The organism is Halpernia humi, from assembly GCF_900108025.1.
GTDB classification, from domain to species: domain Bacteria; phylum Bacteroidota; class Bacteroidia; order Flavobacteriales; family Weeksellaceae; genus Halpernia; species Halpernia humi.
Genome location: NZ_FNUS01000004.1, coordinates 96,825 through 108,917, shown reverse-complemented (window position 1 = coordinate 108,917; position 12,093 = coordinate 96,825). Strand labels below are relative to the sequence as shown.

Below are 12,093 nucleotides of genomic sequence, written 5' to 3'. Positions count from 1 at the left end.
ATCAAATGTCAAATAAAAATAAAACAAGTAATTTTACTAAAATCAGTATTGGTTTAGCTTCCCCAGAATCTATTTTACAAGATTCACGAGGTGAAGTTTTAAAACCAGAAACGATTAATTACAGAACCCATAAACCCGAAAGAGACGGCTTATTCTGTGAGAAAATTTTTGGTCCTGTGAAGGATTATGAATGTGCTTGCGGAAAATATAAAAGAATCCGTTACAAAGGAATCGTTTGTGACCGTTGTGGTGTAGAAGTAACAGAGAAAAAAGTACGAAGAGAAAGAATTGGGCACATCAGTTTGGTGGTGCCAGTTGCGCACATCTGGTATTTCCGTTCTTTGCCAAATAAAATTGGTTATCTTTTAGGATTACCATCCAAGAAATTGGATATGATAATCTACTACGAAAGATATGTCGTAATTCAGCAAGGTATTGCAAAACAAGCCGATGGTTCAGATTTCGAAGAAATGCAATTTTTAACGGAAGAAGAATATCTTGATGTTTTGGAAACATTACCACAAGAAAATCAATATCTTGATGACTCTGACCCGAATAAATTCCTTGCCAAAATGGGTGCGGAAGCGGTAGAAGAATTATTAAAAAGAATAGATTTAGATACGCTTTCTTTTGATCTTCGTCACAAAGCACACAATGAATCTTCTAAACAAAGAAGAACCGAAGCTTTAAAAAGATTAAATGTTGTGGAAGCCTTAAGAGGTGCAAACACAAGAATGATCAATAAAGCAGAGTGGATGATTATGCGCGTTTTGCCAGTAATTCCACCAGAATTGAGACCTTTAGTTCCTCTAGATGGTGGCCGTTTTGCAACTTCAGATTTAAATGATCTTTACCGTAGAGTAATCATCAGAAACAACCGTCTAAAAAGATTATTAGAAATAAAAGCACCAGAAGTAATCTTAAGAAACGAAAAAAGAATGCTTCAGGAATCTGTAGATTCACTTTTCGATAATACAAGAAAATCTTCTGCTGTAAAATCTGAATCTAACAGACCTTTGAAATCGCTTTCAGATTCTTTAAAAGGAAAACAAGGACGTTTCCGTCAGAATTTATTAGGAAAACGTGTAGATTATTCAGCGCGTTCTGTAATTGTTGTGGGGCCAAACTTGCAACTTCACGAATGTGGTATTCCTAAAGATATGGCAGCAGAACTTTACAAACCGTTTATCATTAGGAAATTAATTGAAAGAGGAATTGTAAAAACCGTAAAATCTGCTAAAAGAATCATCGATAGAAAAGAACCTGTTGTTTACGATATTTTAGAAGGCGTAATGAAAGGTCATCCTGTACTTTTGAACAGAGCGCCTACTTTGCACAGATTAGGAATTCAGGCGTTTCAGCCAAAAATGATTGAAGGAAAAGCAATCCAATTGCATCCATTAGTTACAACCGCATTTAACGCGGATTTTGATGGAGATCAAATGGCGGTGCATTTACCTTTAGGGCCAGAAGCTATTTTAGAAGCACAACTTTTAATGTTGGGTTCACAAAATATTTTGAATCCTGCAAATGGTTCCCCAATCACAGTTCCATCTCAAGATATGGTTTTAGGTCTCTACTTTATGACCAAAGAATTATCATCAACAGACGATATGAAAGTGAAAGGCGAAGGTCTTGCTTTTTATTCTCCTGAAGAAGTAGAAATTGCTTATGCAGAGAAACAAGTTTCTCTTAATGCAAAAGTAAGATGTAGAGTTCCTGTAAAAGAAAATGGCGAATTAGTCATTAAATTAACAGAAACAACTGTTGGTAGAATTTTATTTAATCAAATCGTTCCTAAAAGCGTAGGCTACATTAATGAACTTTTAACTAAAAGATCATTGAGAAATATTATTGGTAGAATTCTAGATCAAACCGATTTTCCAACGACTGTGAAGTTTTTGGATGCCATGAAAGATTTGGGTTATGCAAACGCATTTAAAGGTGGTCTTTCTTTTAGTCTTGGAGATATAGTAATCCCAGATGAAAAGAAAAAGATGATTGCCGACGCCGTAGAAAATGTAGATGAAATTAAAGCCAATTATAACATGGGTTTAATTACAGATACAGAGCGCTATAACCAAGTAATTGATGTTTGGACGAATACCAACGCAGGTTTAACAGAAATGATCATGAGCCGTATGAAAGTCGATCAAGGCGGATTTAATTCTGTTTATATGATGCTTGATTCTGGTGCGCGTGGTTCCAAAGAGCAAATACGTCAGTTATCAGGAATGCGTGGTTTGATGGCAAAACCACAAAAAGCCGGCGCAGGTGGTGCAGAAATTATTGAAAATCCAATTGTGGCCAACTTTAAAGAAGGTTTATCAATTTTAGAATACTTTATTTCTACCCACGGTGCACGTAAAGGTCTGGCAGATACCGCTTTGAAAACAGCAGATGCTGGATACTTAACGAGAAGATTAGTAGATGTTGCACAAGATGTAATTATCACTGAAGCGGATTGTGGTACTTTAAGAGGTACTGAAATTGGCGCCTTGAAGAAAAATGATGATATTGTAGAGAGAATTTCCGAGAGAATCCTTGGTCGTGTTTCTTTGCATAATGTTTACCACCCAGAAACAGATGAATTAATCCTAGAAGCAGATTCTATTATCAACGAAACTTTAGCGAGAGAGATTGAAGAAGCTGGTATAGAATTAGTAGAAGTTCGTTCTCCATTAACTTGTGAAGCACCGAAAGGAATTTGCGCCGCTTGTTATGGTCGAAATTTAGCCACAGGAAAACCAATCCACATGGGTGAAGCCGTAGGTGTAATTGCGGCACAATCCATCGGTGAACCAGGAACTCAGTTAACATTGAGAACTTTCCACCAAGGTGGTACCGCAGGAAATATTACTGAAAATCCTAGCATCGTTGCACGTCGCGACGGTATTGTAGAAATGGATGAGGTAAGAACAGTAACTTCAGAAGACGAAAACGGTAATAAAGCAGAAGTTTTAGTATCACGTTCAACGGAATTTAGATTAGTTGCCGATAATGCTTTAAGAACACCTTTAATGGTTGCAAACGTACCTTATGGTTCAGTTTTATCCGTTAAACCAGGTGATAAAGTTAAAAAAGGCGATCTAATTGCGAAATGGGATCAATACAACGCCGTAATTATTGCAGAATCTGCTGGTAAAGTAGAATACGAAGATATTATACAAGGTGTATCTTTCCAATTAGAGATTGATGAGCAAACCGGTTTCGAAGAAAAAGTAATCTCTGATTCTAGAAACAAAAAAGCAGTTCCTACATTGAAAGTTGTGGATACAAAAGGTGAAGAAATTAAATCATATAACCTTCCAGTTGGAGCACACATTATGGTAAATGATGGTGAGAAAATTAAGGCAGGTAAAGTCATGATTAAAATCCCACGTAAATCTGCAAAATCTGGAGATATTACCGGTGGTTTACCACGTGTAACAGAATTATTCGAAGCGAGAAATCCTTCCAATCCTGCTGTTGTAACGGAGATCGACGGAGTAGTTTCTTACGGAAAAATCAAAAGAGGTAACCGCGAGTTAATCGTGGAAGCCAAAACTGGTGAAATCCGTAAATATTTAGTAAAATTATCCAACCAAATTTTAGTTCAAGAAAATGACTTTGTACGTGCCGGAACGCCTTTATCAGACGGTTCTGTAACTCCAGATGATATCCTTAAAATTAAAGGGCCAACTGCCGTGCAAGAATATTTGGTTAATGAAATTCAGGAGGTTTATAGACTTCAAGGTGTGAAAATTGATGATAAGCATTTTGAAATAATTGTGCGCCAAATGATGACTAAAGTTTCTGTAGTGGACGGCGGTGATACGCAATTCCTAGAAAATGCTTTAGAGCATAAATACGATTTCTTGGTAGAAAACAACCGTGTTTTCGGCTTGAAAGTAGTAACAGATGCGGGTGATTCCAAAGTGTTTAAGCCAGGACAAATGATTACCACTAAAGAGTTAAGAGATGAAAATTCTAAACTTAAACGTGAAGATCTAGCTTTAGTAGAAGTGCGCGAAGCGCTTTCTGCCACGGCGACACCAGTGCTTCAAGGAATTACAAGAGCAGCATTGCAAACCAAATCATTCATGTCGGCCGCTTCCTTCCAGGAAACAACCAAAGTATTGAATGAGGCAGCCGTTTCTGGTAAAATAGATTACCTAACTGGTCTAAAAGAAAATGTAATTGTAGGTCATAAAATTCCTGCAGGAACTGGTTTAGCAGAATATCAAAATGTAATCGTCGGTTCTAACAAAGAATTTGAAGATTTAAATTAATAATTCTAAATCGTTTGAAGTTGTTTGAAATTTTTAACATCGCTTAAATTTTTCAAACAATATCAAACGAAATTAAACAACAATAAATAATATTTAAAAATTAAAAAAATGGACAACAATCAAGATCAAGATCAAAATAACATCAACATTAACCTTAATGAAATGGTAGCACAAGGTGTTTACTGCAATTTAGGATTAGTAAACCATTCACCTTCAGAATTTGTGGTAGATTTTATCCAATTAATGCCTGGCGTTCAGCAAGCAAACGTAAGATCAAGAGTAATTCTTGCACCTTTGCATGCAAAAAGAGTGATGGCTGCTTTACAGCAAAATATTGCTAATTATGAGCAACAATTTGGCGAAATTAAAGAAATGGAACCTTTCGTAGTTGGACAAAATAACAACGTACAAGCTTAATATTTTTTTAAGATATTTTATGAATGCCACTGCAATTTGCAGTGGCATTTTTATTTATTTAAAGTTCCATTTATTTTGTTTAAATATTTATATTTTAGTAGGTTATAATCAAATTCATTGATAAAATTTTAACAAAACTTATTTCATTTTATTTGTTATTTATGTTAAAAAAAAATTAAATTAAGACCTGAAATATTAAAAATTATTAATATATTTGATAAAATTTATGTAAAGCATCCCGTTTTTACTTATAAATATGAAATACCTATTTTTAATTGCGTTTTCTATAATTTCTTGCAAAACCAATGTAAGTAAAACCACAGAACTCAATAAAAATAGTGAAATGATGGATCAGCAGAGTACATTCAGAAAATCTTTAAGTGAAAATAATACTTATACATTGTATTATAAAATCGCTGAAAATATGAATAGTCCAGTGAAAATTTTCACATATTACGTCACTGATACCGATACAGGTAAGATGGTGAAAAAGATTGAAAGTATCGCTGCTGAAAAAATTTATTGGAAAGATAGCAATACATTAGCCATTATACCCTACACAGAAATGATTCAAAAAAGTGATGTAGTAGGAGAAATAAATCAACCGAACGAAATTTTAATCAAGATAAAATAATTTATTAATTATGAAAAACAACTATTTAATCCGAGGATTAATAATTGCGAGTTCCTTGTCTTTATTAAGTGCTTGCCAGCATTTTAATAATTCATACTCCAAAAATATCCCTCATCAAAGTCCTTCTGAGCAAGGAAAAGTATTGATTGGTAATGGACAAGCTATTACGCCGGCCATGTCTGAAGCAGAAGAAGAGGAAACAGAAGGTCTAGCGCAACATGACAAGAAATTCGCTTCCACCAAAAATGAAAAGTCAGATTTTGATGATGTGTTCCGTAATTTGGATGAAAATGGAAGCCAAGCGGAAGTTAGAAAAGAACTCTTAATGAGCCTTTCTAAACCGGGCGAAAATATCTATAAAGATGCAATAGATAAAAAACTCAAAGGTAGATCACCAAATGCAAAAACAGGTATTGAGGAAATGGCAGAATATCGCCGAAATATTACAATGCCTTTAGGTACAAATAAAATGCTTTACAAAAATGGATTTTTGGAAACTGCGTATGAAAAAGCACTTCAAAGTCCGTTTTTAGCAAAAGCAAAAGCGGCAAATTACAAGACAGGAAAACCGAACAGTTATTCGTTAGCCAACGTAACTTGGACGGAAAGAGGGCCAAATAATGTACCAGGAAGAGGTAGAGCAATTGTGGTTTCACCAACAAATCCAGACAAATGGTATGATGGAACTGCAGGCGGTGGTGTGTGGATTACTAACGATGCGGGTACAAGTTGGGCAAATACCACTGATTATGCGGTTCCAAATTTAGCAACATCAACTATTGCAATTTCTCCTGCAAATGCTAATATAGTATATGCGGGAACTGGAGAGCCTTTTGGAAACTTAGATAATATTACAGGTTCAGGCCTTGTGAAATCAACTGATGGTGGCGCTACTTGGTCTTATCTTTCAAATACTTCTGCTTTCGGTAGTGTAGGGAGAGTTTTAGTAGATCCTGCTGATGCAAATAAAGTTTTAGTTGGCACATCTTCAGGTGTTTATCGCAGTACAAATGGTGGAACAACTTGGGCAAAAACCAGTAGTGCGGGTAATGTTCAAGATTTAAAATCGAATGCAGATTTTAGTGCAATATATGGTGGTGTAAATTCTGTAGGTGTTATAAAATCTACTGATGGTGGTGCAACTTGGACTACAGCATTTTCAGCCCCAACAAGCGTTAATAGAATCGAAATTGCAGTTTCACCAGCAGATAATAATAGAATATACTTAAGTACTCAACTGAATACTGGAAACTTAACAGGTATGTATTATAGTAAGAACGCAGGTACAACTTGGACTGCACTTGCCTACGCTTCCGGTGACAGTAGCGCGGTTTTAAGTAGCCAAGGATGGTATGATAATGTCATCACAGCGCACCCAACAAATGTGAATGTTGCTTATGTAGGTGGCGTTTATCTTGCGAAAATTACTGTAAATGCAACTGCTAATACTTATACTGTGAAAAGTCTTGCAAGTGGTTACACAGCAGGTACCTTAAATACTTATGTGCATCCAGATCAACATGGCTTGGTTTGCCAAGTGAATCCGAATAATGCAAGCCAATTTAGATTATTATTAAATAATGATGGCGGCGTTTGGTACACAGACTATAAAACAAATCCGGGTGAAACAGAAGGTGATTTCAAAGCAAAAGCAGTTGGATTAAATGCCACGCAATTTTACGGTGCTGATAAAAAGAAAGGCGTAGATGCTTATATTGCTGGTGCGCAAGATAATGGCTGTAATGCAACTATAACTGCACCATCTTCTGCAACTTCAAGTTATCTTCCTATGTTAGGCGGTGATGGTTTCGAAGTGCTTTGGAATTACAAAGACACAAACAAATTAATTTACGGCTCACAGTATAATAATTTTGCGAGATCTGTTACTGGTGTCCAAAATACAACTTATATTAATGCCTCCAATGCAGACCAAGGTTCAGCAAAATCTCCTTTTTACTCTAAATTAGCAAATGCCAATAATAATCCAGATGTAGTATTTACAGTATCTTCCACTGGGGTATGGAGAAGTCCAGATTTTGGTGCTAGTTGGTCGGTTACTGCATTTAATACTACAGACAACGGCAATTGGACTTATGCATCACAATCGCCAGCAACTGTAAAAGTTTCTGTTGCAAATCCTAATGTTGTTTGGGCAGGAGCTGTTGCTTCAAATTCACCAACGAGTTCTTACAAAATCAACGTTTCTAAAGATAATGGAGCCACTTTTGCAAAAACAACTGGTGGGCTTCCAATAAATGGTGCTTATTATATATCTGGCCTTTCTGCGTCAAGTGTGAACGCTGCTCAAGCTTATGTTTTATTCAGTGTAGCGGGAATGGCAAAGATTGCGAAAACAAGCGATTATGGTGCAACTTGGACAGACATTACAGGTTTTTCAACTTCTACTAATACTGGTTTTCCAGATGTGCCAGTACACAGTTTACTAGAAATGCCTTTTGATACTAATGTCTTATGGGCAGGTACAGATGTAGGTGTTTTTGAAACTACAGATGGTGGTGCCTCTTGGTATTTAATTACAGGCCTTCCACCAGTATCAGTTTGGGGAATGAAAATAGTGGATGATCAAGTAGTTCTTGCTACTCACGGTAGAGGCGTTTGGACGGCCACTATCCCAGAACTTTCGACTTATGTGTTACCAGATTTTGTGGGACCACCAAATATTAAAAGCACTAGCCAAGCGGGTATTCATGATATGCATGGAAAAGCGGTTTTTAACTATACAAGTACTTCTGTTACAGCATTAAAAGTTTATGTAGACAATGTTTACGATTCTACAATTTCAGGCACTGTTGCAAATACAGATTACACTTTCACAAGTACGAATGCACTTTCAGAAGGAACACATACTATTTCTGTAGTTGGTGTTTACGGTCCAAACGAAAGTCTAAAAGAAACGAAGTCTGTCGAAATTATTAGTTTCAATGCTGGTGCAGCAAATATTAATTTGCCGACTTTTACAGCTTCTGATGTGTACGTTGGTGGAGGTAAATTTGTAGTAGATAAAGTAGGTGGTAAATTTACTTATAATGTTTTAAATAATTCTGATCATCCTTATTTAGCTAATACAACTTATCAAACTTATCTTAGAACTCCAATTGTTGTAGGTGCTAATTCTTCGGAAACTCTTACTCATGCAGCATTTACGGAAGGTGATTATGATTTTGCAGTTGTAGAAGCCTCAAAAGATTTAGTTAATTGGGTTCCTGTAGGGTCTTATGATGAAAAATCTTATTCAGATTGGACCAATATCAATACTTCAAGTCAAGTTTTAGCATCAGGATCGCAATTCAAAACTAGTGTTTTAGATTTCCCTTCGAAGTTTACAGCAGGCGATGAAGTTGCAGTTCGTCTGCGTTTAACTACAGACCCTTTAGAAAATAGATATGGTTGGTTGATAAAATCCATCATTCCTTCAACTACCTTAGGCACTTCTGATATAGCAAAAGGAAATAGTATCATAATTGCGCCGAACCCTGCGGGCGAAAGTACAACTCTTTATCTACCTTCAGTTTTAAAAGGAAAAATACAGGTTGGTATTTATGATGCATCAGGCAAATTAGTGAAATCAATTTCCGAAACAGCAACTTCTAAAATCAATATTAATGTAAATAATTTCCAAAAAGGAGTTTACTTAGTTCTAGTAAAAACCGAATCAGGAAACAAAGCATTAAAATTAATGAAGAAATAAAATTCTAATTTAATATGAACCTAAAGAAGCAGATTTTTTCTGCTTCTTTTTTTTATTTTTAATTTTAAATAAAATAAATAGTCTGTAAAACCTTCTGTTTTGTTAAAATTTGTTAAATTAGCCGAAGATTAATTTGTTTAGAGCCAAAAATTAATTTCTAAAATAATCATCCATTTGAAATTAAAATTTTACTATTTTCTTCTTATTCCAGTCATCATAAGCCTTTCGTTTATGACTCTTCCTTTTTTGCGCCATCTAAAAAATGAAGTGAAAAAAGAAGTGAGAACTCAGATTTTTCTCCAAAATTTAGATTCTAAAGAAATTGTAAAATTTAATGCCAAAGATCTAAAACAAGCTACATGGATTGAGGATAAAGAATTTATTTTTGAGGGTTATTATTATGATTTAGTCTCCATCAAAATCATAAACGGAGAAAAAATTCACTACTGCTTTAAAGATAAAAAAGAAACTAAAATAGCAAATATAGAATCCAAAATAAGAGATATTTTCTCTGTTAAATTCAGCAAACCTGAAATTAAACCATATTTTGTAAAAATTTTTAAATTAAACCCAGTTTTTAAGAATAATTCAGATTTTTTTGTGAAAATCGAGGGTCAATCTTTTTTGAAGACAAATGTTCATTTCTATCAATTTTCAATTAAATTTTCAGATTTTATTGAAAAACCTAGTATTCCGCCAGAAGTTTAAATTTTTTAAAACCCTTTTTTTAATTAATTTAAAATATTAATTGTTGAAGTATTTGTAAAAACTTTGCAAATGCATAACTATGCTGTTTTACAACTTCACGACTTCGCAATTATACAACTCAACAACTTTTCAAAAATGAAAATACAACTATTATTAGGTGCTATTTTAGCATCTCCATTTGCGTTGGCACAAAACCGAGAGCAAACCATAGATTCTGTCCAAATATTAGGTAGAAATAAAATTAAACACGAACGCGCCGAATTTTCTAGACATGCGCAAAGCACCGAAACTTTGGGCGTCTATGAATTGAACAGAAATAATTCTGCATTTATAGAACAAAGTATGAATACCATGGCAGGCGTACAAGTAGATAAACGCACTAATCTTGGTGGACAAAGATTTGTAATCCGTGGTTACGGAAACGATCAAAAATTCAACAATTGGGGTGTGAAATTTTACCTAAATTCTGTTCCAATTACAAATGCAGATAATACAACTATTCTAGAAGGAATCGATTTTTCTTTAATAAACAGTGTAGAAGTCATCAAAGGACCAGCCGGAACAATGTACGGCAGCGGAGTAGGCGGCGTTGCACGTTTTTATATGCGCCCAGAAACTCAAAAAGGCGTTACTCTATCACAAAAAACCGCGGGCGGTTCATTCGGATTGTTGCAATCTGCCACTAGAGTAGATGCAGTTGGTGATGATTATTCTGTGATGTTTAATTATAGCCATATCCAAAGCGACGGTTACAGACCAAACGGCTCAAGTTTACGTAATGATTATGCTTTTTTAAGTAATTTTAAATTAAATCCAAAGCAAAGTTTGACGGTTTATGCCAGCCAAAATTACTCGCATGAAGGTACGCCAGGACAAATTCCTTATGACAGTTACTACGCTGGAAGTGTAGAAGGAAACGATGCGTACACTAGAAAAAATTCTGGTAATAAATTTATTACAACTAGAGCATCAGTAACGCACAATTGGCAAATGCTACCAAATTTAAGCAATCAAACATCCATTTTTTATTCAAATTTAGATGCAAATAGCGTTTCTGCAGGTGCTTTAGGTAATTCTTCAAATCCTAGTTACGGTTTTAGATCTGTGTTTCATCTAAAAAATAATATTGATGAAAACTTCAAAAACGATGTTGAATTTGGGACAGAATATCAAATTTCGCGGTCTTTAGGAACCAGTTATAGATTTACCGGAAGCATAACAGTTCCTTTGGAAACCACAGGAATCGCAGGCTCGTCTTATGGAAAAACTTACAACCAAGCCCTTTCATTTTTTGCCATAGATAAAGTGACTTACAAACCGTGGGATTTAACTTTAATCGCAGGTTTAAGCGGCAACAATACCAAATATAACCGTGAAGATCTACTTGCCATTCCAAATTTAATTCCTGGTCATACAGATAATTCTTTCAGCAAAACATACAATACTGTTTTCACGCCGCATATCGCTTTGCAAAAAGTGTATAAGGAGCAGATTTTTAATTTGAGCTACAGCGAAGGTTATAATGCGCCAACTTCTTCTGCTACTTTTATTGGGGCACCAATTAATTCTACCAATGAAAATTTGCAACCAGAACGTGCAAAAATGTGGGATTTTAGTGTGCAAGGTCTTTTAAGTAAAACAAGATTTGATTATCAAGTTTCCGTTTTTAGAATAAATGTAAAAGATAAATTAACGACCATTCCAACATCTACTTCTACAGGAGATATTTACACTTACACTGCGAACACCGGCGACCAAAGAAACCAAGGTTTAGAACTAAGTTTGGGTTATGTTTATAGCAAAAATAATAGTTTTCTAAAAACAGTTCGCCCTTTCGTAAACTGGTCTTACTATGATTTTAAATACACTAATTTTAAAACAATTGTTGGAAGAGGTGTTACTGTACCGGGTAATTATGACCACAAAACTGTTGTGGGAGTTCCGCGTAATAAACTTGCAATTGGTTTAGATTTAGATACTAATGTTGGACTTTATCTAAATAATACTTTCACTTATTTAGGCGATGTTTATGCAGATTTTGCAAATGAAAGACTCGTAAAAGGTTTCACGCAATACAATGCAAAATTGGGTTACAAAATGCGTTTTGGTAAATTTGATACCGATTTATACATCGCAGGAAATAATCTTACAAGTCAAATAAATTATACCTTCTTGTTTTTAGGTTCTAATATTAATGACAGCGATAAAGGTTCACAATTTGGAAATCAACAAACCGACCTTAATCCTGGTCCAAACAAAGCGTATTTCTTTGGCGGACTCAATTTAAAATATCATTTTTAAATAAATTGCAACTGTTTAAACCGTCTTAAAATTAATTTTTTAAGGCGGTTTTT

At 34.9% G+C, this 12,093-nt stretch carries 6 protein-coding genes; all 6 read left to right on the top strand.

What is annotated here, in order from left to right; all coding sequences use genetic code 11:
• Nucleotides 1-5 precede the first annotated feature (5 nt).
• Nucleotides 6-4,271 (top strand): DNA-directed RNA polymerase subunit beta', encoded by a 4,266-nt coding sequence (gene rpoC / locus C4S29_RS09030; protein WP_103913825.1) that lies wholly within the window; start codon nucleotides 6-8, stop codon nucleotides 4,269-4,271.
• A gap of 108 nt (nucleotides 4,272-4,379) precedes the next feature.
• On the top strand, nucleotides 4,380-4,688 hold the full coding sequence (locus tag C4S29_RS09025) for a DUF3467 domain-containing protein (RefSeq protein WP_103913824.1): 309 nt from the start codon (nucleotides 4,380-4,382) through the stop codon (nucleotides 4,686-4,688).
• 256 nt (nucleotides 4,689-4,944) lie between these two features.
• Nucleotides 4,945-5,322, top strand: a complete 378-nt coding sequence (locus C4S29_RS09020) for a hypothetical protein (RefSeq protein WP_103913823.1) — start codon at nucleotides 4,945-4,947, stop codon at nucleotides 5,320-5,322.
• A gap of 10 nt (nucleotides 5,323-5,332) precedes the next feature.
• Nucleotides 5,333-9,031: a WD40/YVTN/BNR-like repeat-containing protein gene (locus C4S29_RS09015; RefSeq protein WP_103913822.1), complete on the top strand. Its 3,699-nt coding sequence runs from the start codon at nucleotides 5,333-5,335 to the stop codon at nucleotides 9,029-9,031.
• Nucleotides 9,032-9,205: 174 nt separating this feature from the next.
• Entirely contained in the window at nucleotides 9,206-9,739 is a 534-nt protein-coding gene (locus C4S29_RS09010) for a hypothetical protein (RefSeq protein WP_159969841.1), read from the top strand.
• Nucleotides 9,740-9,874: 135 nt separating this feature from the next.
• The gene (locus tag C4S29_RS09005) at nucleotides 9,875-12,040 is read left to right on the top strand and encodes a TonB-dependent receptor (RefSeq protein WP_103913820.1); all 2,166 of its coding nucleotides are present in this window, start codon (nucleotides 9,875-9,877) and stop codon (nucleotides 12,038-12,040) included.
• Nucleotides 12,041-12,093 lie beyond the last annotated feature (53 nt).